The sequence below is a fragment of the Luteibacter anthropi genome (assembly GCF_011759365.1).
Taxonomy (GTDB): Bacteria; Pseudomonadota; Gammaproteobacteria; order Xanthomonadales; family Rhodanobacteraceae; genus Luteibacter; species Luteibacter anthropi.
Genome location: NZ_JAARLZ010000007.1, coordinates 252,157 through 275,874, shown reverse-complemented (window position 1 = coordinate 275,874; position 23,718 = coordinate 252,157). Strand labels below are relative to the sequence as shown.

At 65.6% G+C, this 23,718-nt stretch carries 18 protein-coding genes; 2 read left to right on the top strand and 16 right to left on the bottom strand.

All coding sequences use genetic code 11. The features are described from left to right. Window positions 1–428: 428 nt before the first annotated feature. The 10 genes from HBF25_RS14645 to HBF25_RS14600 all read right to left on the bottom strand — a co-directional run bounded on the left by HBF25_RS14645 (window position 429) and on the right by HBF25_RS14600 (window position 13,865). The gene (locus HBF25_RS14645; protein WP_166949634.1) at window positions 429–1,064 is read right to left on the bottom strand and encodes an FMN-binding negative transcriptional regulator; all 636 of its coding nucleotides are present in this window, start codon (window positions 1,062–1,064) and stop codon (window positions 429–431) included. A 3-nt stretch (window positions 1,065–1,067) separates the two neighbouring features. Continuing rightward, window positions 1,068–2,105, bottom strand: a complete 1,038-nt coding sequence (gene zipA / locus HBF25_RS14640; protein WP_166949632.1) for a cell division protein ZipA — start codon at window positions 2,103–2,105, stop codon at window positions 1,068–1,070. A gap of 26 nt (window positions 2,106–2,131) precedes the next feature. Then, a complete protein-coding gene (gene smc / locus HBF25_RS14635; RefSeq protein ID WP_166949630.1) occupies window positions 2,132–5,632 on the bottom strand; it encodes a chromosome segregation protein SMC in 3,501 nt (1,166 codons plus the stop codon). A gap of 202 nt (window positions 5,633–5,834) precedes the next feature. Further along, window positions 5,835–6,098: a BolA family protein gene (locus HBF25_RS14630; RefSeq protein ID WP_166949628.1), complete on the bottom strand. Its 264-nt coding sequence runs from the start codon at window positions 6,096–6,098 to the stop codon at window positions 5,835–5,837. Further along, the gene (locus tag HBF25_RS14625; RefSeq protein ID WP_166949626.1) at window positions 6,095–6,394 is read right to left on the bottom strand and encodes a YciI family protein; all 300 of its coding nucleotides are present in this window, start codon (window positions 6,392–6,394) and stop codon (window positions 6,095–6,097) included. Before HBF25_RS14625 ends, HBF25_RS14630 begins: the two co-directional genes overlap by 4 nt. 27 nt (window positions 6,395–6,421) lie before the next feature. Next, complete coding sequence (lysS, locus tag HBF25_RS14620; protein WP_166949625.1) at window positions 6,422–7,954, bottom strand: lysine--tRNA ligase; 1,533 nt, start codon at window positions 7,952–7,954, stop codon at window positions 6,422–6,424. A 58-nt stretch (window positions 7,955–8,012) separates the two neighbouring features. Further along, window positions 8,013–9,138, bottom strand: a protein-coding gene (gene prfB / locus HBF25_RS14615) for a peptide chain release factor 2 (protein ID WP_166949623.1) whose coding sequence is annotated in 2 segments (ribosomal slippage) — window positions 8,013–9,062 and window positions 9,064–9,138 — 1,125 coding nt in all. Because the reading frame shifts where the segments join, the coding sequence is not laid out codon by codon here. Window positions 9,139–9,366: 228 nt separating this feature from the next. After that, window positions 9,367–11,037, bottom strand: coding sequence for an asparagine synthase B (gene asnB, locus HBF25_RS14610; protein WP_166949621.1), 1,671 nt, complete (start codon window positions 11,035–11,037; stop codon window positions 9,367–9,369). A gap of 221 nt (window positions 11,038–11,258) precedes the next feature. Then, a complete protein-coding gene (locus HBF25_RS14605; RefSeq protein ID WP_166949619.1) occupies window positions 11,259–12,896 on the bottom strand; it encodes a serine hydrolase in 1,638 nt (545 codons plus the stop codon). 66 nt (window positions 12,897–12,962) lie between these two features. Continuing rightward, window positions 12,963–13,865, bottom strand: a complete 903-nt coding sequence (locus HBF25_RS14600) for a DMT family transporter (RefSeq protein ID WP_166949617.1) — start codon at window positions 13,863–13,865, stop codon at window positions 12,963–12,965. 97 nt (window positions 13,866–13,962) lie between these two features. On the opposite strand from HBF25_RS14600, the gene HBF25_RS14595 reads away from it, so the two are divergent. Further along, window positions 13,963–14,841 (top strand): LysR substrate-binding domain-containing protein, encoded by an 879-nt coding sequence (locus HBF25_RS14595; RefSeq protein ID WP_166949615.1) that lies wholly within the window; start codon window positions 13,963–13,965, stop codon window positions 14,839–14,841. A gap of 92 nt (window positions 14,842–14,933) precedes the next feature. Here HBF25_RS14595 and HBF25_RS14590 read toward each other — a convergent pair whose 3' ends face one another. The 3 genes from HBF25_RS14590 to HBF25_RS14580 are packed head-to-tail and all read right to left on the bottom strand — an operon-like array spanning window position 14,934 to window position 19,390. Continuing rightward, a complete protein-coding gene (locus tag HBF25_RS14590) occupies window positions 14,934–16,766 on the bottom strand; it encodes an ABC transporter ATP-binding protein (RefSeq protein ID WP_166949613.1) in 1,833 nt (610 codons plus the stop codon). A gap of 43 nt (window positions 16,767–16,809) precedes the next feature. Beyond that, window positions 16,810–17,448: a Pr6Pr family membrane protein gene (locus HBF25_RS14585; protein ID WP_166949611.1), complete on the bottom strand. Its 639-nt coding sequence runs from the start codon at window positions 17,446–17,448 to the stop codon at window positions 16,810–16,812. Between the two features lie 7 nt (window positions 17,449–17,455). Continuing rightward, a complete protein-coding gene (locus tag HBF25_RS14580; RefSeq protein WP_166949609.1) occupies window positions 17,456–19,390 on the bottom strand; it encodes a M1 family metallopeptidase in 1,935 nt (644 codons plus the stop codon). A 220-nt stretch (window positions 19,391–19,610) separates the two neighbouring features. On the opposite strand from HBF25_RS14580, the gene gnd reads away from it, so the two are divergent. Further along, the gene (gene gnd / locus HBF25_RS14575) at window positions 19,611–20,615 is read left to right on the top strand and encodes a phosphogluconate dehydrogenase (NAD(+)-dependent, decarboxylating) (RefSeq protein ID WP_166949607.1); all 1,005 of its coding nucleotides are present in this window, start codon (window positions 19,611–19,613) and stop codon (window positions 20,613–20,615) included. Window positions 20,616–20,751: 136 nt separating this feature from the next. Here gnd and HBF25_RS14570 read toward each other — a convergent pair whose 3' ends face one another. From HBF25_RS14570 to HBF25_RS14560, 3 genes are all read right to left on the bottom strand, one after another. Then, a complete protein-coding gene (locus tag HBF25_RS14570) occupies window positions 20,752–21,738 on the bottom strand; it encodes a malate dehydrogenase (protein WP_166949605.1) in 987 nt (328 codons plus the stop codon). A 37-nt stretch (window positions 21,739–21,775) separates the two neighbouring features. Then, complete coding sequence (locus HBF25_RS14565; protein ID WP_166949603.1) at window positions 21,776–22,975, bottom strand: pyridoxal phosphate-dependent aminotransferase; 1,200 nt, start codon at window positions 22,973–22,975, stop codon at window positions 21,776–21,778. A 227-nt stretch (window positions 22,976–23,202) separates the two neighbouring features. After that, window positions 23,203–23,709 carry a peptidylprolyl isomerase gene (locus tag HBF25_RS14560; RefSeq protein WP_166949601.1) on the bottom strand — a complete coding sequence of 169 codons (507 nt, stop codon included), beginning with the start codon at window positions 23,707–23,709 and terminating at the stop codon, window positions 23,203–23,205. Window positions 23,710–23,718 lie beyond the last annotated feature (9 nt).

Genomic DNA, 23,718 nt, shown 5'->3' with positions numbered 1-23,718 from the left:
CCCAGATCTGCCTGCGTTCGGCTGCCGATAAATGATGCCAAAGCCTGACTGTTCTGCTCATGATGCCCACCTCCGTCCCGATTAGACGCTGGTGTTGCACCGACCGGTTGAGATCGCCGGAGGCCGAGTCAGGAAACCCCGCACGCTCACCGGGCCTGAAGGGGCGCAAGCCATAAGACACTGAGCCGCGTAAGCGGCTCCTCCTTTCCCGATGGACACCGCAGGCCGGAGCGACAAGGGCCGCACCCGTCGCCTCGTTCGCCGCCACGCTCACGCGCCGAGTGCGAGGCCGATAGGCGAGCCCTTGCTACCAAGCGGAACGCCTCAACGCCGAGCCCTGCGGAGCGCAGAGTTACACAGGTCGTTTCGTTACGGAGCGATGCGTTTCAACCGGTCGCGCGCGAGGCGCGCTCCTACAAGAGCGGGTGTCACGGTTTGATCGAGAGCATGGCCTGGGCGATGGCTTGCTCGTTGTCGCCGGGGCGCTGGGATAGCAGGGTCGCGGCGCCGATGCGATCTTCGTCGGTGCGGTTCTGGCCCAGTTTCCATTTGCCGTCGATGCGGGTGATGGGAATGCGGATGCCGACGATGGCGCGGTACATTTTTTCGAGGTAGTCGGCGGGTGCATCTTCCACGCGCCATGGCACCGGCTGGCTTGATTCGCGTTCGTTGCGTTCCGTCAGCCGGTCAAGGAGCCAGCGCAGGCGGCTTGCGTCGGTAAAGGTCTCGGCCACGCCGTATGCATGTACGGCGATGTAGTTCCACGTGGGAACCTCGCGACCGTGCTCAGCCTTGCCGGGATAACCGTTGGGCGAGATGTAGGCATGGGGGCCGGCGAACATGGCGAGTACTTCGCCGCCATGTCGCGTGATGTGGTCGTTGGGTCGGGCCACATGCGCATACAGCGTGCCCATCGGCCCTTCACCGGGCTCCAGCACGAACGGCAGGTGGCTAGCCTCGATGCCACCCTCGCCTGCCGTCACCAGTGCGCCGAAGGCGATCCGCTGGATCGCCTCGTGCAGTACGGGCAGGCGTTCCTCGGCGAAAGCGCGTGGCGTGTACATGGCTTACTGGCCGAACTTGATCTCTTCGCCTTCGTGACCGCGATCCCAGCCGCGCAGTTCGTCGCGGATGTGCGCGATGCGCTGGCGGCCGAGGGCGTTGCGCTCCTCGTCCAGCACCAGGCCGTCGAGCAGTTCGGCCAGGCGCTGTGCCGTGGGCAGCATGGCTTCCCAGGCGTCCAGCGCGTTGATCGGGCCCGGCAGCGCCATGAAGAACGACAAGCCCGGCGTTTGCAGGGTGGCGATGCGGGTCATGTCGAAGTTGCCCGGCTTCACGAGGTTCGCCACGCTGAAGATGGGGCCCTGCTCGGGGTGACCATCCACCAGACGGTGGTAGATGCCCATGTCGCCGAACTCCAGGCCCACCTTTTCGGCGGCCACCACCAGATCGGCGCCGCTGAACCTCACGCCTTCGCGCGAGACGACATAAAGGGTAACGATGCGTTCGACCGGTGCGCTGGTGGGACGGCGGCCGAGATCGGAGCGCGGCGGCGCCTTGGCCGGTGCCGGTGCGGCGACGGGAGCCGGCGCAGGCGGCGGAGGCGGTGCGGGCGCAGGTGCCGGTGCAGCAGGCGGATGAGCGGCAACCGGTTCGTCGAGATCGAACGGCAGGTCGAGATCGATGCGTGGCTCGGTACGCTGGGAGTGACGCGGTGCGGGCTCGTCGGGAATCACGGGAGCGGCGGACGCCGTGCGCTCGCCCACGAGCGAAGCGCCCAGGCGTTCCAGTTCGGCGCGCAGGTCGACGTCGAGCTCGCCCTGCTTCGGCGACGGGTTGAACAGCGGGTCGTTGGCGTCGTCGTCGCGGGCGCTGAAGGAATCGTGGCTGCTGAAGGATGCTTCACCCTCGGGCTCGCCACCCTCGCCGAATACCGGCTCACGGCGCTCGCGCGCACGTTCCGGTTGCTCCTGTACCGGCTTGCGGCGCCCCTGCTCCTTGCGCGGCTGGCCGAAAAGCCAGAGCAGCACGAGCACGACGATGCCGACGAAAAGCATCGGGATACCGACGGCGGGGTTCCAGGCGAGACCGATGGCGGGGGTCATGATGTGTACGGTTCCTTGGGTAGTGCTCAGGCGACTCCGGCCAGTTTCGACGCTTCGGCCAGATCCACCTGGACGAGGCGCGAGACGCCCGGTTCGCGCATGGTAACGCCGCAAAGCTGGTGAGCGGCTTCCATCGTGGCCTTGTTGTGGCTCACGAAGATGAACTGCACCTTCTCGCTCATCTCGCGCACCATCGCGGAGAAGCGACCGACGTTGGCCTCGTCCAGCGGTGCATCCACCTCGTCCAGCAGGCAGAACGGGGCGGGGTTGAGGCCAAAGATGGCGAACACCAGCGACACCGCCGTGAGGGCCTTCTCGCCACCGGACAGCAGCGTGATGTTGGACACGCGCTTGCCGGGCGGCCGGGCCATGATGGCGACGCCGGTGTCGAGCAGGTCTTCGCCGGTGAGTTCGAGATAGGCGTGGCCACCGCCGAACAGGCGCGGGAACAGTTCCTGCACGCCGGCGTTGACGCGGTCGAAGGTTTCCTTGAAGCGCTGGCGGGTCTCGCGGTCGATCTTCTTGATCGCGCCTTCGAGGGTCTCCAGCGCGGCGCCCAGGTCGGTGAGCTGCGAGTCGAGGTATTCCTTGCGCTGCGACTGTTCGGCGTGCTCCTGGATCGCGGCGAGGTTCACCGGTTCCAGGCGGGCGATCTTCTGCGCCAGGTCTACCAGCTGCTGCTGCCAGCGGTTGGGTTCGGCGTCTTCGGGTAGCTCGGCAAGCAGGCCTTCCAGTTCGAGACCCGAGGCCGTGATCGCCTGCGCGAGCTGTTCGGCGCGCAGTTGCAGCGCCTGCGCCGCGAGACGCTTCTCGGAGACGTTTTCGCGCACCGCGTTCATCACCTGCTCGATGCGCTGGCGTTCCTGGTCGAGGCGGCGGAATTCCGCATCGCAGTCTTCCACGGCGCGACGCGCTTCCACGAGCTGGCGATCCACCAGCAGGCGCTGGTCGAGATAGGTCTGGCGTTCTTCTTCCAGCTCCACGATGGGGTCGGAACCGGCGGCAAGCTGTTCGTCGATCTCGTCGCGACGGGCCACGACCTGACGCAGCTGGGCATCGAGACGCGCCAACGCCTGTTCCAGCGAGGTGAGCGCGGAGCGCTTGGACTCCATGCTGAGGGCCAGCTGGTGCGACTGGTCGGCGGCTTCGCGCGCATTGATGCGGGCTTCTTCGCGGGCTTCGAGCAGTTCACGGCGCTCGTTTTCGAGACCGCGACGTTCGTCTTCGCGATCGCCCATGTGGCCCACGGCCTCGTCGAGGCGGCCACGGGCTTCGCGGGTCTGCCCTTCCAGTTCGTCGAGCTGTTCGACGAGGGTGGACAGCTCGCCGCCGATCTTCTCGGCGCGGGCGCGGGCGGTTTCCATCTTGCCGCGCTGGCTCTGCAACTGGCCAGCCAGCTCGGAAAGGCGGCGATGCGCGGCGTAGAGATCGCGCTGGGCATCGTCGCGCTGGCGTTCGGTTTCGAATTTGCTGGTGCGCAGGTCTTCCAGCTGGCCGGTGCGTTCTTCGATGGTGGCTTCGAGGGTTTCGATCTGCTCGGCAAGCTGGCGCATGTCGCGCTCGCGGGCGAGCACGCCCACCTGATTGCCCTGCGCGCGCAGCACGCGGGCCCAGCCCGGCCCCATCCACGCACCATCGCGAGTGATTACGGACTGCGGCGACGACAGCGAACCCACGCGGGCGGCGGCATCCTCGACCGTATCGACGACGAACACGTTGCCCAGCAAGGCGACGGCTGCGACCGGGCCACGCACTTGCGCGGCCAGCGTGCCGGCAGCTCCGGGGCCACCCTGCGCGGAGGCGAACAGGGCCACGTCGGCCTGACCGAGACCGGCGAATTCGGGGACCAGCGCTTCGGGCGAATCCACCAGCACGCCGTCGAGCAGGCCGGCGAGCACGGTTTCCACGGCGGACTCGTAGCCGGCGTCGACCTGGAGCGATTCGCCCAGGCGGCGGGCGCTTTCCAGGCCCAGGCGCTTCAGCCAGCCCGTGGCGGCGGATTCTTCCTGGCCCAGTGCGGCGGTCTGCAAGGCTTCGAGCGAGGCCTGACGGCCACGCGCCGTCTGCAATTGCTGGCGCGCGTCGTTCAGGGTGGACTGCACCTGGCGCTCTTCGTCCTGCACGCGCTCGTGGGCCACCTTGTGCTGGTCGAGCACGGTGCCCAGTTGTTCCACGCGCTCGCGCTGGGTCTCGTGTTCGGTATCGAGCTGTTCGGCGGCCGCATCGAGCGAGGCCACGTCGGTGGCACGCTGCTCGGTTTCCAGCGCCTCGCGGCGACGGGACAGGTCGACCGCCTGACGGTCGAGGTAGGCCAGCTTGGTGCGCTCCACTTCCGCCGCACGGGTGGATTCGGAGGCGCCACGGGTATGCGTGTCCCAGCGCTGCTGCCAGTCGGCCAGCCGCGATTCGGTGGCGCGCTGCGCCTCGCCCGTTTCGTCCTGGAACTGTTGCAGCGATTCGAGCTTGGGTTCGCCCTCGGCCAGCGCCATGCGCAGGGTTTCCACCTGCTCGCGGTCGGTGCTGATATGACCTTGCAGTTCTTCGTGCTCGCGCTCGGTATCGGCGCGGGCACGGGTGAGGCGTTCGGCGAGGTCGCGGTTGTGGCGCACCTGCTGTTCGACGCGGGCGATCTCGGCGCCCACCTTGTAGACCTCGGCCTGCACCTGGTTCAGGTGTTCGCTGGCGCCGTGATGGCGATCGCGCACGGCTTCGAGCTGGGCTTCGACCTGGCGCTGGGAGGCGGTGTGCTTCTCGATTTCCAGCTCGGCCTCGCGCAGGCCGGAGCCTTCGCCCTGGCGCTGGCGGTCGAGGGTGCGGTATTCGAGGGCGCGCAGCTCCGCCTCGCGGCGGGTCTGTTCTTCCTTGAAGCCCTTCCAGCGCTCGGCGGCACGGGCCTGGCGGTTGAGGTGATCGAGCTGCTTGTCCACCTCGTCGCGCACGTCGCGCACGCGGTCGAGGTTTTCGCGGGTGGCCTTGATGCGGCTCTCGGTTTCCTTGCGGCGCTCCTTGTACTTGGAGATGCCGGCGGCTTCTTCCAGGTGGGTGCGCAGTTCTTCCGGGGCCGCCTCGATGATCTGGCTGATCATGCCCTGCTCGATGATCGAGTAGGAACGCGGGCCCAGGCCGGTGCCGAGGAACAGATCGGTGATGTCGCGACGACGGCAGCGTGCGCCGTTCAGGTGATAGGACGACTGGCCGTCGCGGCTGACGATGCGCTTGACCGAGATTTCCGCGAAGCTCGCGTACTCGCCCTGGATCGTGCCGTCGCTGTTGTCGAAGATGAGTTCCACCGCCGCCTGTCCCACGGGCTTGCGCGCGCTGGAGCCGGAGAAGATGACGTCGGTGAGGGAATCGCCACGCAGGCGGCTGGCCGCCGACTCGCCCATGACCCAGCGGATGGCGTCGATGATGTTCGACTTGCCACAGCCGTTCGGACCGACGACGCCGGTCATATTGGTAGGCAGGTGCAGCGTGGTGGGGTCTACGAAGGACTTGAATCCCGCCAGCTTGATGGTGGTCAGACGCATGTTTGGTTCCGTTGGGACGCGGCCGTGAGCTCCGGGCAGGAGCCACCCCCTGGCAGATCGGTCACTTTGCCAAAGGGGTCATCCGGGTGCAATACGCGAAACAACGCGAAAAAGGAATTATAACCTATTGATTGTAGGAGCGCGCCTGCGCGCGACCGCTTCACAGGTGAATCGGGTCGCGCGCAAGGCGCGCTCCTACAGGTTATTCGCCGGGGGCCTTGGCGTCGATCGACAGGGCGTGGATGCCGTCGGGCATCATGTCGCCCAGGGCCTGGTAGACCAGGCGGTGGCGCTGGATCGGGTTCTTGCCGGCAAAGGCCGGGCTGACGATGCGGGCAAAGAAGTGGCCCTTGCCCTCGCCCGAGTGCCCGGCATGCTTGTGGCCTTCGTCGATCACATCCAGCTCGACGGGGGCCAGCGCCTCCGTCAGCAGCTGCCGGATGCGCTCGACCTTCTGGGCCGTCACGGCAGGGTGACCCGGAACGGGCGGACGGTCACCTCGCGGTAGACGCCGGCCTCGACATACGGATCGACCGCGGCCCAGGCCTTGGCCGAAGCCAGATCGGAAAACTCGGCCACGATCATGCTGCCGTCGAAGCCCGCCTCGCCCGGGTCTTCCGAGTCGATGGCCGGAAACGGGCCGGCCAGCTTCAGTCGCCCTTCTTCCTGCAGCGCCTTCAGGCGTGCCACATGAGCGGGACGCGCGGCGAGGCGCTTCTCCAGCGAGTTCGGATGATCCAGCGCAACGATGACGTAGTACATCGGGGAAACTCCGGGTGACGAGGCCGATCAGGCCTCGGGACGCATGGTGGGGAACAGCAGGACGTCGCGGATGGACGACGAACCGGTAAGCAGCATCACGAGGCGGTCGATGCCGACGCCCAGGCCACCGGTGGGCGGCAGGCCGACTTCGAGGGCGCGGATGTAGTCGGCGTCGAAGTGCATGGCTTCGTCGTCGCCGGCGTCCTTCGCATCCACCTGGGCCTGGAAACGGGCTGCCTGGTCTTCCGAATCGTTGAGCTCGGAGAAGCCGTTGGCGATTTCCTTGCCGTTGATGAACAGCTCGAAGCGGTCGGTGATGCCCTTGTCGGTATCGCTCTCGCGAGCCAGCGGCGAGACTTCCACCGGGTGATCGGTGATGAAGGTGGGCTGCACCAGCGTGTGCTCGACCGTGGCCTCGAAGATTTCGAGCAGCAGCTTGCCCCAGCCATAGGACGGCTTGACCTGGATGCCCAGGCGCTTCGCGTGCGCGGCCATGGCTTCACGATCGCGCAGCTCGCCCGGCTTGATCTCCGGATTCAGCTCCAGCACGGCGTCTTCCATGCGCCAGCGGCGGAACGCCGGGCCCACATCGATGCTGGCACCGTCCCATTCGATGACCGTGCTGCCGATGACGTCGGTGGCGGCCGAACGGATCAGGCCTTCGGTGATGTCCATGATGTCGTGGTACGTGGCATAGGCCTGGTACAGCTCAAGCATCGTGAACTCGGGGTTGTGCCGGGTGGACACGCCCTCGTTGCGGAAATTGCGGTTGATCTCGTACACGCGGTCGAAACCGCCCACGGTGAGGCGCTTCAGGTACAACTCCGGCGCCACGCGCAGGAACAGCGGAATATCGAGCGCGTTGTGATGCGTGGTGAACGGACGCGCGGTGGCGCCGCCCGGGATCACGTGCATCATGGGGGTTTCTACTTCCATGAAGCGGCGCGGCGCGGCTTCGAGCCAGCGGCGCACGTGGCTCACGATCTTCGAACGCAGCACGAAGGTGCGGCGCGCTTCCTCGGTCACGATGAGATCGACATAGCGCTGGCGATAGCGCTGCTCCACGTCGGCCATGCCGTGATGCTTGTCGGGCAGGCCACGCAGCGACTTGGTGAGCAGGCGGATGGACTCGACCTTGATCGACAGCTCACCCGTCTTGGTGCGCATGAGCATGCCGGTGGCGCCGACGATGTCGCCAAGGTCCCAGCGCTTGAACGCGTTATAGGCGTCTTCGCCCAGCGTGCCCTGGTGGATGAACAGCTGGATGCGACCCGTGCCGTCCTGCATCTGCACGAAGCTGACCTTGCCCTGCCCGCGCATCAGGATGATGCGGCCGGCCACGGCCACCTGACGCGGCGCGGCTTCGATGGCCTCGGCGGTCCAGGTGTCCTTGTCTTCGTATTCGGCCTGCAGGTCACCGGCGAAGCTGTCCACCCGGAAGTCGTTCGGGTAGGCGATGCCCTGCGCACGCAGCGCTTTCAGTTTCTCGCGGCGCTCGGCGATGAGACGGTTTTCGTCGGCGGCGGTCGCGGGAGTGTCGGCGTGGGTGTTTTCGGTCATGGCCTGGGTAGCTGCTTTGGTAAGGAAACGGGGGCGCTCATGCGCCCCCGGAGGTGGATCACGCGTCGACGCGCTTGGAACCGGCTTCGAGGCCGGCCTTCAGGCTGGCTTCCACGAATTCATCGAGGTCGCCGTCGAGCACCTTCTGGGTGTCGGAGCGTTCGATGCCCGTGCGAAGATCCTTGATGCGCGACTGGTCGAGCACGTAGTTGCGGATCTGGCTGCCCCAGCCAATGTCCGACTTGGTGGCTTCCAGCGCGTCCTTCTCGGCGTTGCGCTTCTGCACTTCCAGTTCGTACAGCTTGGCTTTCAGCATCTTCATCGCGCGGTCGCGGTTGGCATGCTGGCTGCGCTCGGTCTGGCACGCCACCACCGTATTGGTGGGGATGTGCGTGATACGCACCGCCGATTCGGTCTTGTTCACGTGCTGACCGCCCGCGCCCGACGAACGGTACACGTCGGTACGCAGGTCGGCCGGGTTGATGTCGATCTCGATGTCGTCATCGACTTCCGGCGAGACGAACACCGACGTGAAACTGGTATGCCGGCGGTTGTCGGAGTCGAACGGGCTCTTGCGGACCAGGCGGTGCACGCCGATCTCGGTCTTGAGCCAGCCGTAGGCGTAGTCGCCTTCCACGCGGAAGGTGGCGGACTTGATGCCCGCGACTTCACCGCCGGAGACTTCCATCAGCTCGGCCTTCCAGCCGCGCGACTCGGCCCAGCGCAGGTACATGCGCAGCAGCATTTCGGCCCAGTCCTGGGCTTCGGTACCGCCGGCACCGGCCTGGATATCCACGAACGCCGCAGCGCTGTCGAGCTTGCCCGAGAACATGCGCTGGAATTCGAGCTTGCTCACGCGGGCGTCGACCTTGTTCAGGTCGTCGATGACGGATTGCAGGGTGTCCTCGTCGCCATCGGCGGCGGCCATGTCGAGCAATTCTTTCGAATCGTCGAGGCTGGCGCTCATCTCTTCGATGCCGGTGACGATGGTATCGAGCTGGGCACGTTCACGGCCCAGGTCCTGGGCGCGCTTGGGATCGTCCCAGACGCTGGGGCTTTCCAGCTCGCGGTTGACTTCTTCTAGCCGTTCTTTCTTGACGGCGTAGTCAAAGATACCCCCTAAGCGACTCGACGCGGCCCTTGAGGTCCGCGATCTGCGCGAGGATCGGATTGGTCTCGATCATGATTGGCTTGCCTGATGGTGCGGCGCGGGAGCGCGCCGACGAAACGCCCGATCTTAGCAAAACCAGACCCTCACTTGTAGGAGCGCGCCTCGCGCGCCACCTGCAGCGACCACCCCCTGTAGGAGCGCGCCTTGCGCGCGACCGGGCCAGAGCGAGGAGCCGACTGAACGGGAGATCATCGCCCTGGTCCGGTCGCGCGCGAGGCGCGCTCCTACAACAGCATCTTGGTCAGACCTCCAGGGCGTCCTTATGGACACCCCGGACCGCCCTGCCCGAGGGATCCGCCGCCGAGGCGAAGGCCGGGTCCCAGGCCAGGGCTGCCGGGCTGGAGCAGGCGATGGACTTGCCGCCCGGCACCGTGTTGGCGCAGGCCTCGCCGGGGAAGTGCCTCTCGAAGATCGTCCGGTAGAAGTACGCCTCCTTGGTGGCCGGGGTGTTGACCGGGAAGCGTGCAGCCGCTGCCGCGAATTCGCGGTCGGAGACCATCGACTCGGCATGTGCCTTCAGCCCGTCGATCCAGCCATAGCCCACGCCATCGCTGAACTGCTCTTTCTGCCGCCACAGGATCGAATCGGGCAGTGCCCCGTCGAAGGCCTCGCGGAGAATACCCTTCTCGATCCCCTTGCGCGCCACCATCTTCGCCTCGGCGTCGAAGGCCATCGCGGTTTCGAGGAATTCCGTATCGAGGAAGGGCACGCGCGCCTCCACCCCCCAGGCGGACATGGATTTGTTCGCGCGCAGGCAGTCATAGAAATGCAGGGCATCGAGCTTGCGCACGGTTTCCTCGTGGAACTCGCGTGCGGACGGTGCCTTGTGGAAATACAGGTAACCGCCAAACACTTCGTCGGAGCCTTCGCCCGAGAGCACCATCTTCACCCCCATGGCCTTGATCCGGCGCGCCAGCAGAAACATCGGCGTAGACGCGCGAATCGTGGTGACGTCGTAGGTCTCGATATGACGAATCACCTCGGGCAGCGCATCCAGCCCTTCCTCGAAGGTGTAACGGAATCCGTGATGCACCGTACCCAGCGCCTCGGCGGCGATCTCGGCCGCCTTGAGGTCGGGCGAACCTTCAAGGCCAATCGCAAAGGAATGCAGGCGCGGCCACCAGGCCTCGCCGCGGTCGTCGTCCTCGATGCGCTTGCGCGCGAAGCTTGCCGCCACGGCCGCCACCAGCGAGGAATCGAGGCCACCCGACAACAGCACGCCATAAGGCACATCGGTCATCATCTGGCGGTGTACGGCCGCTTCGAACGAGGCACGCAAATCCTTCGGTTCAATGCCGTGTCCCGCCGTCACGTCGTAGTCGCGCCATGCAGGGGTCCAGTAACGCACCGCTTCGCCACGCTCGCTGTCGTAGTAATGACCAGGCGGGAACGGCGCGACGTCCGCGCAGACACCAACCAGCGACTTCATTTCCGATGCAACGCAAAGGCGCCCTGCCCGGTCATGCCCCCAATAAAGCGGGCACACACCCAAGGCATCCCGGGCAATGAGATAGCGACGACGCTTCGCATCCCACAGTGCAAACGCGAAGATGCCGTTGAGCTTGCCGAGAAAATCGTTGCCGTGCTCGCGATAAAGCGCGTTGATCACCTCGCAGTCGGAGCCCGTGGTGAACGCGTAATCACTGGCAGCGCGCAGTTCTCGATGGTTGTAGATCTCGCCATTCACCGCGAGTGCCAGCTCGCCATCGAGCGAGCGCAGGGGCTGGGCGCCGCTGGCGGGATCGACGATGGCCAGGCGCTCGTGCACGAGGATCGCGCCATCATCCACGTAGACACCGCTCCAGTCGGGCCCGCGATGACGCTGTCGCTGCGATAACTCCATGGCCTGCACGCGAAGGGCGACCAGATCGTCGCCCGGGGCGAGGCCGAACATTCCGAAGATCGAACACATGGCCTTTCTCTCCTCAAGTAGGTGGATCAAAACGCGCAAAGAAAAAGGCCCGCCTGGTGAGGGCGGGCCTTTGGTGTTTTCGGTGGTTTCTGTTGCAACCGCCTACACGCCGACCCTCCCGATATTCCGGGCGTTATTATTGTTGGCGTTATTGGCGGCAATGCGAATCATGGGCCGACTAGACCATGATTCGCGCTGCGTTGCAACAGGGGCGTAGGCGCTTATTTGGCCGGATCGACAGGGGCGAGGCGCAGGTCCTGGAAGTCAAAGCTGAAGTCGGTGAGCGGCGAGACCGGCTCCATGCGCACCTCGCGGATCTTGCCGTCGGGATCGAGGGCGAAATTGACGAAGGCATCGCCGTTGAGCGAGCGGTCGTTCCAGTGCGCAATGAAAGTGTCATGCTGCCACGGCTCCAGTGTGCCGGTGAGCTGCGCTGTCTTCGTGAAGCGCATCACGAGCTTGCCGCCTTCCTTGTCCACCTTGACATCGCCGTACCAGGGATCGCGATACTTGCCTACGTAGCCATCCAGCGGCAGCGAGGGCTTCGCATTCTTCATGCGCGATGCCTCGTGCTTCTTCATGCTGTCGTCGGCGTTGGCCTCGGCTTTTTTCACACTGGCCGCATAGGCGGCGATCCAGTCGGTCTTCGGCGCATCCATGTAGGCGTCGAGCGCACGCATGGTCACCGCCTGGAAGGCCGCCCCGCTCTCCTGGTTGGTGAGCACCACCACGCCGAGGTTGAGGTCCGGCACGAGGGTAAGGCGCGAGACCATGCCCGGCCAACCACCGGTGTGCCACACGAGCTTGTGACCACGGTAGTCGGACACGAACCAGCCTTCGCCGTAACCGGAGAAGTTCGGCTTCGCCGACTTCAGTTCGGGCACGCTCGGCTCGGGGATGCGGATCGGCGTGATCAGCGACCACATTTCCTTCTGCCGCGCGGCAGAGAACAGGCGCTGCTCCTTGCCGCTGGCATCGGTATACGTGCCGCCGGCCAGCTGCATGTTCATCCATTTGCCGAGGTCGTGGACGCTGGTATAGATGCCGCCTGCCGTCTGGTTGTTGTTCCAGGACATCGGTGCGACCGGCTTCAGGTCCTTGAAGTCGAACTTGGCATGCCCGGTGGCGATATCGTCGCCCGGGCCGATGTGGGTCGGCGCATCGGAGCGCGATTCGGTCATGCCCAGGGGCGCAAAGATCTTCTGGTTCACGAAATCGTGCCAGGACATGCCTGACACCTTCTCGATCACGAGACCCGCCACGCCGAACAGGATGTTGTCGTAGGCGTACTCGGCGCGGAAGCTGTTCGTGATGGGCACGTTGCGCAGGCGCTGCGCCACCTCTTCCGAGGTGTACGACGTGGCCGGCCAGTACAGCAGGTCACCGGCGCCGAGGCTGAGACCGCTGCGGTGGGCCAGCAGGTCGCGGATGCGCATTTCGCGCGTCACGTACGGGTCGGACATCTGGAACCACGGCAGGCGATCCACCACCCGGTCATTCATGTCCAGCTTCTTCTCGTCGGCGAGGATCGCCAGCGAGGCGGCGGTGAACGCCTTGGTGTTGGATGCGATGGCGAACTGCGTATGCGCATCCACTTTCGCCGGCTCGCCGAGCTTGCGCACGCCCGAGCCCATTTCGAGTACGACCTTTCCATCCTTCACGATGGCCACGGCGATGCCCGGCACGTCGAACTGCTTGCGGGTGGCATCGACGTAGGCGTCGAAGTCGGCAAGCGCCTCGGGCTTTGCGGTGGAGGCGGTACCGACGGCCGGCGCCGTCGTGGTGTCCTGCGCCTGCGCGGCGAAGCCAACGATAAAGCTGGTGACGCCGAAGGCGAGGAGGTGGCGAAGGCGCGTCATGGCGGACCCCTTGGAAATGGAAGCCCGAACTATTCCACGCCTTGCCCTCCCGGTGAAAGGGTTCTGTCAGCCCTTGCTTTTCTGGCTGAAAACCACACTGCCCAGGATGATGATGCCCGCGATGGCCATGCTCGGCGACAGCGCCTCGCCCAGGAACAGCCAGCCCCAGCCCACCCCGAACAGCGGCACGAGATAGGTAGCCGTGGCCGCACGCGGCGCACCGATGCGCTGGATCAGGCGGAAGTAGAACGCATAGCCGAGGCCGGTGGAGAGCACGCCCAGCGCGATCACGCAGGCCCACGACTTCATCGGGATGGGCGCGGCCGGCCAGGTCAGGGCAGCGAGAGGTGCCACCAGGATCAGGGCGGCGAACAGGCTGCCGGCTGCCACTGCCGTGGGGGGCAGGTCGGACAGGTAGCGCTTGATGAGGTTGGCCGCGATGCCGTAGCACAGCGATGCCGCCACGGCCGCCAGCGCGGCGGGGGCGATGTTGTCTCCCGCAACGCGCCCGCTGACCAGGATCACCACGCCGATGAAGCCGGCGACCAGGGCGATGGCCTTGCGGGTGCCGATCTTCTCGCCGAAGAACATGAAGGCGATGAGCGCGGCGAAGAGCACCGTGGTGCTGTTGGCGATGGCACCGATACCCGCCGGAGCGCGCTCGGCACCCCAGGCAAACAGGCTGAAGGGAATGGCCGCGCTGAGCGCGCCCACCAGCAGCATCTTCCACACGTGGGACAGGCGGATGCTGTTGCGGGCACGCCACAGCAGGGGCAGCAGGATGACCGAGCCGAACAGCAGGCGGGTGGCGACCATCGGGAACGGGCCGAAGTCGTTGGCGGCCACGCGCATGAACAGGAACGAGCCGCCCCAGGTGGCGCCAAGCGCGATCAGTTCGGCTGGCGTGCGCCAGTCGCGATCTTCCACACCGGGAAGAGGGCTGGCAGGAGTACTGGTAGCGGACGACATGTGAACCTCATTTGTGGCTGAGGCTCATTTTCGCTGGAACCTTACGTCTGGCAAGCGCATTCTTTGCAAGCCAGCCATTCAAATGATTCATGCCTCCATGCGATCTGCCCTGTTACCCGCCCTCGCCGCTTTCGCCTCCGCCGCCCGGCACCAGAATTTCGCTCATGCCGCCGAGGAGCTTCACCTGACCGCCAGCGCGGTCAGCCATCACGTGCGCAAGCTGGAGTCCTCGCTGGGGGTCAGCCTGTTCCAGCGCCATGCCCGCGGCGTGGTGCTCACCCCGGAGGGTCGCCTGCTGGCGGATGCCGCCGGTTCGGCGCTGGCCGAGGTCGAATCGGTGCTGGACGGTTTGCGCCAGCATCGCCGGGACAATGGCGTGCGGATCAGCGTTCTGCCCTCGCTGGGGGCCAGCTGGCTGATGCCCCGGTTGCGCCGCTTCGTCGAAGCGCATCCCACCGTGCGGCTATCGATCGATACGGATCGTTCGCTGGTGCGTTTCGACGAGGGTGGGCCAGACCTGGGCATCCGCTACGGTCTTGGCCAGTGGCCCGGGCTGACCTCACGCTTTCTCATGGACGATTCGCTGCAACCGCTTGCCTCGCCGGAGCTGGCGGCGCGTGTGCGTACCCCTGAAGACGTGGGCACCCTGCCCCTGCTTACCGATATCGCACCGGAAGGGTGGCGTGAGTGGTTCCGTGCGGCCAATGTCCGCTATCCGCGCGGCGGCACGATGCACACGATCAGCGACTCGGCGGATGGGTTGAATGCGGCGGCCACCGGGCTCGGGGCGGTGCTGGCGCGCACGCGCCTGGCTTCGGCGCACATCGGCGACGGACGCCTGGTGCGCCTGCCAGGACCGGAGCTACCGACGCGCTACGCCTATTACGTGGTGCATTCGGCACACCGCCCGCCAACGGCAGCCGCCCTGGCCTTCATCGCATGGATCGAACGCGAAGCCCTGGAACCCCGCGCCTGATGTAGGGGCGCGCCTTGCGCGCGACCGTTCGGGGCGGAACCATCCAGCCATTCGCGACAACCGGTCGCGCGCGAGGCGCGCTCCTACAGGGGTTATTCGACGCCTACGAAGCCGCCGGTCTGGTGGGCCCAGAGTCTTGCGTAGAGGCCGCCCTTTGCGATCAGCTCCGAATGGGTGCCGCTTTCGACGATGGCGCCCTTGTCCATCACGATCAGGCGGTCCATGCGTGCGATGGTGGACAGGCGGTGGGCAATGGCGATCACCGTCTTGCCCTGCATCAGGGTTTCCAGGCTTTCCTGGATCGCCGCCTCGGCCTCGGAATCGAGCGCCGACGTGGCCTCGTCAAGCACAAGGATCGGCGCGTCCTTGAGCAGCACCCGCGCGATGGCGATGCGCTGGCGCTGGCCGCCGGACAGCTTCACGCCGCGTTCGCCGGCATGGGCATCGAAACCCGTACGGCCCTCGCCGTCTACCAGCGTGGGAATGAACTCGTCCGCCCGCGCCTTGCGCACTGCGGAGAGAATGTCTTCCTCGCTCGCATCGGGGCGTCCGTAAAGCAGGTTGTCGCGGATGGACCGATGCAGCAGCGAGGTGTCCTGGGTGACCACGCCGATATGCGAGCGCAGCGACTCCTGCCCCACGCGGGCGATGTCCTGTCCGTCGATATAGATGTGCCCGTCTTCCAGGTCGTAAAGACGCAACAGCACGTTGACCAGCGTGGACTTGCCCGCCCCCGACGGGCCGACCAGGCCAATCTTTTCGCCCGGCCGCACGATGAGATCGAGCCCGCCGATGACACCACCGGCCTTGCCATAGTGAAAATGGATGTCGTCGAAACGCACTTCACCCCGCTCCACGCGCAGCGGCTGCGCATCCGGGTGATCCACCACCGTGCGCTCGCGCGAGATGGTGGTGATGCCGTCCTGCACGGTACCCACGTTGTCGAAGATGCCGTTGACCACCCACATGATCCAGCCGGACATGTTGTTGATGCGGATCACCAGGCCCACGGCCAGCGCCACCTGTCCCGTGGACACCGTGCCGCGGGACCACAGCCACAACGCCAGCAGGCTGGTGCCTGCGATGAGAAAACCGTTGAGCGTGGTGATCGACACGTCCATCGAGGTGATCATGCGATTCTGGTTGCGCACCTTGCCGGTGAGCTCGACCATCGCCTCGCGGGCGTAGGCCTCCTCGCGGTTGGTATGCGCAAACAGCTTCAGCGTCATGATGTTGCTGTAGCCGTCGACGACCCGCCCCATGACCTTGGAGCGCGCCTCGGAAGCCAGCCACGAGCGCTGCTTAACCCGGGGCACGAAGAAAGCCAGCATGCCCACGTAGCCCGCGATCCATACCACCAGCGGCAGCGCCAGCCAGAAGTCGGCCTTGGCGAAAAGATAGATCGCCGTACCGGCATACACCGTGACGTACCACAGCGCATCCACCACCTGCACCGCCGACTCGCGCAGCGACGGTGCCGTCTGCATGATGCGGTTGGCGATGCGGCCGGCGAAATCGTTCTGGAAAAATGACAGGCTTTGTTTCAGCACGTAGCGGTGCTGCTGCCACCGGATCATGTTGGTCATGCCCGGGTTCAGCGACTGGTTCACCAGCAGGTCGTGCAGCCCGATGGAAAGCGGCCTCAGCACCACCACAACGAAGCCCATCCATGCCAGCGTCTTCCAATGGGTGGGGAAGAACCGGGCAGCCGGCGTGTTCTGGGCCATGTCCACCACGCGGCCCAGGAAGTCGAACAGCGCGACTTCGATGAGGGCCACCGCCAGGCCCACGAACAATGCCCAGGCGAAGATCTTCCATACCTGGCGCAGATAGTAGGCGTAGAAACGCAGCACACCCTTCGGCGGGGTGCCCTCGGGCGCCTCGCGGAAGATGTCGATGAGGGATTCGAACCAGCGATAGATCATGCGGGCATTGTATGCCCGCCTGCCGTCGCCGGCACGTGCAGGCTCAGGTAAGGGCCACCCGGCGCGCCAGCGCGCGGTCGGTGGCGATCAGCACCAGCCCCAGCACGACGAAAAGCGCACCCACCATCAGGCAGTCGAACAGCACCTGGGGATAGCCGAGCTGATCTACGTCGAGGAAGGGATACGGGTACTCGTGCACGAGCGCGCCGCGGGCGAAGGTCCACACGGCGAACACGAAGGGAAACAGCAGCCAGCGCGCGGCATGCCCCCACGACAGCGTGCCGTGCGGCAGCAGTGCCATCCACCAGGCCAGGTAGAGGAACGGCACCACGTAGTGCAGCGAACGATCCGCCAGCAGCTGCGCCCCCAGGGGATGCCACAGGCCCTGGAGCATGGCGGCGTAGACCAGGCAGGTAACCATGATCGACACCGCCGCCAGCCCGCGTGCCCCCGGCGTGCGCAGCACGCGCAGGGGCGCCCAGTTGCCGCCGATGACCGAGGCGGCCGACACCAGCCCCACCAGCACGTTCGACAGGATGGTGAAGAAGCTGAAGTAGCGGACGGTCACCTCGCCCAGCGGGCCGGTCCAGATGGTGAGCCAATACTGCAACAGCAAGGTAGGCCACGCCACCGCGGCGACGATCATGGCGAAGAGGTGGGATGCGGCGCTACGGGGTGACATGCGGTTATCAGCGGGGCCAGGTGTCGTTGGAACGGTCGCGATCGGGGATGCGATGGTCGGGGTCGATGGTGGCGGCGACGATGCGCCCCTTGCCCGGCACCACCACGCCGAACGAGGTGTGCTGCTGCCAGGTTTCCACGGGGATGCGGACGTCGCGGGTGCTCTTGTCGTCGAAGGTTACCCGCAGCATGGCCGGCATCACCAGTTGGTCGCGATTCTCGACGGTCACGGTGTTGCCGTCCACCCCCGTCACGGCCATGTCCAGCTGCCAGTTGTTGGCATACCAGCCGCGCCAGAACCAGGACAGGTCCTCGCCCGCCTCGCTCTCCATCAGGCGGAAGAAGTCGGACGGCGTCGGGTGCCTGTAGGCCCAGGTGGCGATGTACTTGCGGAAGGCCGGGTCGAAGCGCTCCGGCCCGATGATTTCCTCGCGCAGCAATACCAGGCCCAGGGCCGACTTGAAGTAGGTGGCCGGGTGGCGGTATTTCTCCTTGACCATGTCCGCACCCATCAGTAGCGGCGGCGCCTCGGGGTCGGCCAGCAACGGCAGGATCTCGTCGACCGGGTTGCCGCCCTTGGGCGCGTATTCACCGTCACGCTTGGGGGCGAACTCGCCACGGTTGAACGCATCGGCCTCGTACACGTCGATGAAGGTGTTGAAGCCCTCGTCCATCCAGGCGTCACGGCGCTCGTTGGTGCCCACGATCATCGGGAACCAGGTGTGGCCGATCTCGTGGGCCGTGACCATGTGCAGCTCCTTGGGCGAAGCTTCCATGGGGTCGAAGACCAGGCCCGGATACTCCATGCCGCTGGCGGCGGAGCCGCCCTCGTTCACTGCCACCGGATACGGATACGGGTACCACTTCGCCGAGAAGTGCTCCACGGAAGCCTTCATGTATTCCGTGGAACGGCTCCACGACTCCTTGCCCGAGCTTTCCACCGGATAGACCGACATGGCCAGGGCCTTGCGTCCTTCGGGCAGGTTGATGCGTGCGGCATCCCACACATAGGCAGTGGATGCGCCGAAGGCCACGTCGCGCGTGTTCTTCATGCGGAACTTCCAGGTGAGCGTGCCACCACGCTTCGGACGGCTGGCCGGGTCGGTCACCTCGGCGGGCGTGCGGATCATCACCGTGGCATCGCTGTCGCGCGCCTTCGCCAGGCGCTGCTGCTGGGTGGTCGTGAGCACGTCCTGCGGATTCACCAGCTCACCGGAGCCGGCGACGATCATGTCCGAGGGCACGGTGATCGCGTAGTCGAAGTCGCCGTATTCGAGGTAGAACTCGCTGTTGAGGTAGGGCGCCGTGTCCCAGCCACGCAGATCGTCGTAGACGCACATACGCGGATACCACTGTGCCATCTCGTAAATGTTGCCGTTCTTCGACGGCGCAAAGCCCGTACGGCCGCCGAAGTCACCGGGCAGGTCGTAGGAATATGCGATGGTGACCGACAGCTTGCCGCCATGTGCTGCCAATGGCTGCGGCAGGCGCACCTGCATGCGCGTATCGGAGACGACATAGCTGGCTTTCTCCACCTTGCCGCCCTGCTCCACCGTGACCGTGGCGATGCGATAGCCATCGGTGTGCCGGGTGGGCATCTTCTTGCCCGAGGTGAAGTTGCCGCGCGCGTCGGCGGTGAAGCGGTTCTCGTCCATCTGCAGCCACAGCACGTCGAGCGCATCGGGGCTGTTGTTGGTGTAGCGGATGGTGGCCTTGCCTACCAGCGTGTTCTTCACCGGGTCGAGGGTAGCGGCCAGGTCGTAGTCGGCATGGTTCTGCCAGTAAAGCGGGCCCGGCATGCCGCTGCCGGAGCGATAGGCCGTGACCGGCTGCGGCCAGGCGAAGGGGGCGAAGGTCTCGCGCGGGTCGTAGGTCGCGGCCGAGGCGCCGAGCGCCCCCGCGATGGCAAGAGCGGCGAGGGAGAGGCGGACTGCGGTTTTCATGGGGACACCCTGTAGACGACACCCCAGCGTACCCGTCATGCCGGAAGCGCCTACTGTGCCGAAAGTCAGGGAGCATGACGAAATTTTCGCCCCCGCTCCTGTACAAGGGCTCGATATTTTTCCGATTCATGCGCGATTGGAGCGATAATCCCGCCTATGGCTTGCATACCACCCGGCAAGCCGCATATTCCCCCCGTTGAATCCATCGAGGACCCCACGCATGAAAATCGGTTTGATCGGTCTGGGCCGCATGGGCGGCAACATCGCCCGCCGCCTCATGAGGGACGGTCACCAGACCGTCGTCTACGACAACAACGCTGACGCACGCGCCGCACTGGCGAAGGACGGCGGCGAAGCTGTCGAGTCGCTCGAAGGACTGGTCAAGGCACTGCCCTCGCCCAAGGTCGTCTGGGTGATGCTGCCGGCTGGCGAGATCACGGAAAACACCATCCAGACCCTGTCCGGCCTGCTGGGCAAGGACGACATCATCATCGACGGCGGCAACACCTTCTACAAGGACGACGCCCGTCGCGCCGAGGAACTGGCTGCCAAGGGCCAGCATTACGTCGACGTCGGCACCTCCGGCGGCGTGTGGGGCCTGGATCGCGGCTACTGCATGATGATCGGCGGCGACAAGCCCACGGTCGACTACCTCGATCCCATCTTCAAGACCCTCGCCCCGGGCGCTGGTGACATCCCGCGCACCGAAGGCCGCGAAGGCCGCGATCCGCGCGTCGAGAACGGCTACATGCATGCCGGCCCGGCCGGTGCGGGTCACTTCGTCAAGATGATCCACAACGGTATCGAGTACGGCATGATGCAGTCGTTCGCCGAAGGCTTCGACATCCTGAAGAACCGCAATGGCACGCAGCTGCCGGAACGCGAGCGCTACAGCCTCGACATGGCCGACATCGCCGAAGTGTGGCGTCGCGGCAGCGTGGTGTCGTCGTGGTTGCTCGACCTCACGGCATCCGCCCTGGCCAAGGGTCCGGAACTGGACAACTACTCCGGCTTCGTCAACGACTCCGGCGAAGGCCGCTGGACGGTGAACGCCGCCATCGAGGAAGCCGTGCCGGCCGAAGTGCTCACCTCCGCCCTCTTCGCCCGTTTCCGCTCGCGCCAGGATCACACCTACGCCGAGCGCCTGCTCTCCGCGATGCGCATGGGCTTCGGTGGACACATCGAAGGCCGTGGCACCCCGCCGAAGGAAGGCGAGCACTCCTGATGCCACTGTAGGAGCGCGCCTTGCGCGCGACCGGATGCATCGTCACCTCCGGTCGCGCGCAAGGCGCGCTCCTACAAAAAACAAAAAAAAAGGCCGCATCGTGAGATGCGGCCTTTTTCATTACGCCTGCGAAGAATTACTTCTTGGCAAACAGGTGCTCGACACCGGCGCGCTCTTCGCGCAGTTCCTTGTTGGTGGCGTCGATGCGTGCCTGCGAGAACGCGTTGATCTCCAGGCCCTGCACGATGGCGTACTTGCCATCCTTGACCGTCACCGGGTAGCCGAAGATCACGCCCGGCTCGATGCCGTACGAACCGTCCGACGGGATGCCCATCGAGACCCAGTCGCCCTCGCCCGTACCCAGGGTCCAGTCGCGCATGTGGTCGATGGCGGCCGACGCAGCCGACGCGGCCGACGAAGCGCCACGGGCCTTGATGATGGCCGCGCCACGCTGCTGCACGGTCGGGATGAAGTCGCCTTCGTACCAGCTCTGCTCGACCTGCTCCAGCGCCGGCTTGCCCTTCACCGTGGTGGTGTGCAGGTCCGGGTACTGGGTGGAGCTGTGGTTGCCCCAGATGGTGAGCTTCTTGATGTCGGTGGAGTGCGTGCCGGTCTTCTCGGCCAGCTGCGACAGCGCGCGGTTGTGGTCGAGACGGACCATCGCGGTGAAGCACTTCGGATCGAGGTCCGGGGCATTCTGCTGGGCGATGAGGGCATTCGTGTTGGCCGGGTTGCCGACCACCAGCACGCGCACGTCGCGCTTGGCGTGGTCGTTGAGGGCCTTGCCCTGCGGACCGAAGATGGCGCCGTTGGCTTCGAGGAGATCCTTGCGCTCCATGCCCGGGCCGCGCGGACGCGCGCCGACGAGCAGGGCGTAATCGACGTCCTTGAAGGCGACGTTGACGTCATCGGTGGCGACCACGCCAGCGAGGGTGGGGAACGCGCAATCGTTGAGCTCCATCACCACGCCCTGGAGGGCCGGCAGCGCCGGGGTGATTTCGAGCAGGTGCAGGATGACCGGCTGGTCGGGACCCAGCATGTCGCCGGCGGCGATACGGAACAGGAGGGCATAGCCGATCTGGCCGGCTGCGCCGGTCACGGCAACGCGAACGGGTGCTTTCATCTTTCGACTCCTCGGGGATATCGCTGTGGACTGACGATCAGGAAAGCTCGGCGAAGAACTCGACGATGCGGGCCATGCCCTTGTCGAGCGCCTCGTCCGGGCAGGAATAGGAAATGCGCAGCGAGCGCGGCTCGCCGAAGGCCGAACCCGGCACGCAGGCCACGCCCTTGGCTTCGAGCAGCGCGGCGCAGAAGGTGACGTCGTCCGTTATTTCCACGCCGTTGTGCTTCTTGCCGAAGGCGACGGAAATATCGGGGAACGCGTAGAAGGCACCCTGCGGACGCGGGCAGACCACGCCCGGAATGGACACCAGTGCGTCGTAGACGCGATCGCGCTTGGCCGCGAACTCCTTGCACATCTTCGCCGGAATATCCTGCGGACCCGACAGCGCGGCGATGGCCGCGGCCGTGGCCACTTCGGGCAGGCTGGTGATGTGGTTGGAATTGAGCGTGGTGACCGCCTTGGCCACTTCGGCCGGCGCGGCGATGAAGCCCACGCGCCAGCTCGGCATGCCGTAGGTCTTCGACAGCGAATCGGTGAACACCGTGCGATCGCGCAGTTCGGGACGAAGCTGCACGAAATTGTGGTAACCCACCCCGTCGAACACCATGGTGTTGTAGATGTCGTCGGTGATGATCCACGTATCTGGATACTTCACGAGCACATCGGCCAGCGCGGCGATTTCATCGCGCGTGTAGACCATGCCGGTGGGATTGGACGGATTGTTGAAGAGGAACACGCGCGGCTTGCGCTTGAGGGCCTCTTCGAGCTGCGCCGGCATGAGCTTGTAGTGCTGCTCGGGCGGGCACGGCAGGATGTTGATCTTCGCGCCGACGATCTCGGCGATGTCGAGGTAGCTGGTCCAGTACGGTGCCGGGAAGACGATTTCATCGCCTTCGTCGAGCATGGCCTCGGCCAGGTTGTAGAGGATCTGCTTGGCGCCCACGCCGGTGCTGATGTTTTCACGGCCGTAGCCGGTGAGACCCAGTGCCTCGATGTGCTTCAGGAAGGCATCCAGCAGCGCATCGGCGCCGCGGTTGCTGCCGTACTGGCCGGAGTCTTTCTCCAGGGCCTCGCGGGCGGCGGCGTAGACGTGCTCGCCGGGAAGGAAGTTGGGGACGCCGATGGAGAAGCTGACGATATCGCGGCCCTCCGCTTTCAGGCGCTTGGCCTTTTCGGCAATGACCATGATCGCACTGGGCTTGGCGCGGCCCATACGCGTGGCGAGCTTCGGCATCGGTTCCTCGGCTTGTGGGGGATGAAGCAAAGGTCCCCATTTTAGCACGCACATCGCCACCCCTGTAGGAGCGCGCCTTGCGCGCGACCGGGTTGGCGGGAACATTCCATGCGCTGCGACACATCCGGTCGCGCGCAAGGCGCGCTCCTACAGAAGCGGGCATGCCCTGGATAAACGAAAACGCCGCCCGGGGGCGGCGTTTTCTTGCCTCGCAAGCGGCGGAAGGATCAGCGCGCGTCGAGCACTTCGTTCCACTTGGCCACGTGGGCAGCCTGCTTTTCAAGCAGCGCATCGACGTCGCCTTCGACGATCACCTTCTCGATGGTGTCTTCCTGGCGAATGGCATCGACCACGGCCTTGTCTTCCGGACCCACGATCTCGCCGAACACGCTGTGCTTGCCGTCGAGCCACGGGGTGGGGCCGTGGGTGATGAAGAACTGCGAACCGTTGGTGCCCGGGCCGGCGTTGGCCATGGACAGGATGCCCGGCTTGTCGTGCTTGAGGCTGGCGTCGAACTCGTCAGCGAAGCGGTAGCCCGGACCACCACGACCCGAACCCTCGGGGCAGCCGCCCTGGATCATGAAGTCGGCGATGACGCGATGGAACGACAGGCCGTCGTAATAGCCACGCTTGGCCAGGTTGACGAAGCTCGCCACCGTCACCGGGGTCTTGTCGTCGTGCAGGCGCAGGTGGATATCGCCCTTGTTGGTCTTCATGGTGACGTTGATGGTCATCGCGGTTCC

Coding starts and splice junctions, on each gene's coding strand:
- HBF25_RS14595 (WP_166949615.1), top strand. CDS start 13,963: ATGCGATCTGCCCTGTTACCCGCCCTCGCCGCTTTCGCCTCCGCCGCC.
- HBF25_RS14625 (WP_166949626.1), bottom strand. CDS start 6,394: ATGTACTACGTCATCGTTGCGCTGGATCATCCGAACTCGCTGGAGAAG.
- HBF25_RS14580 (WP_166949609.1), bottom strand. CDS start 19,390: ATGAAAACCGCAGTCCGCCTCTCCCTCGCCGCTCTTGCCATCGCGGGG.
- HBF25_RS14585 (WP_166949611.1), bottom strand. CDS start 17,448: ATGTCACCCCGTAGCGCCGCATCCCACCTCTTCGCCATGATCGTCGCC.
- HBF25_RS14590 (WP_166949613.1), bottom strand. CDS start 16,766: ATGATCTATCGCTGGTTCGAATCCCTCATCGACATCTTCCGCGAGGCG.
- HBF25_RS14600 (WP_166949617.1), bottom strand. CDS start 13,865: ATGTCGTCCGCTACCAGTACTCCTGCCAGCCCTCTTCCCGGTGTGGAA.
- lysS (WP_166949625.1), bottom strand. CDS start 7,954: ATGACCGAAAACACCCACGCCGACACTCCCGCGACCGCCGCCGACGAA.
- gnd (WP_166949607.1), top strand. CDS start 19,611: ATGAAAATCGGTTTGATCGGTCTGGGCCGCATGGGCGGCAACATCGCC.
- zipA (WP_166949632.1), bottom strand. CDS start 2,105: ATGACCCCCGCCATCGGTCTCGCCTGGAACCCCGCCGTCGGTATCCCG.
- asnB (WP_166949621.1), bottom strand. CDS start 11,037: ATGTGTTCGATCTTCGGAATGTTCGGCCTCGCCCCGGGCGACGATCTG.
- HBF25_RS14560 (WP_166949601.1), bottom strand. CDS start 23,709: ATGACCATCAACGTCACCATGAAGACCAACAAGGGCGATATCCACCTG.
- smc (WP_166949630.1), bottom strand. CDS start 5,632: ATGCGTCTGACCACCATCAAGCTGGCGGGATTCAAGTCCTTCGTAGAC.
- HBF25_RS14645 (WP_166949634.1), bottom strand. CDS start 1,064: ATGTACACGCCACGCGCTTTCGCCGAGGAACGCCTGCCCGTACTGCAC.
- HBF25_RS14605 (WP_166949619.1), bottom strand. CDS start 12,896: ATGACGCGCCTTCGCCACCTCCTCGCCTTCGGCGTCACCAGCTTTATC.
- HBF25_RS14570 (WP_166949605.1), bottom strand. CDS start 21,738: ATGAAAGCACCCGTTCGCGTTGCCGTGACCGGCGCAGCCGGCCAGATC.
- HBF25_RS14565 (WP_166949603.1), bottom strand. CDS start 22,975: ATGCCGAAGCTCGCCACGCGTATGGGCCGCGCCAAGCCCAGTGCGATC.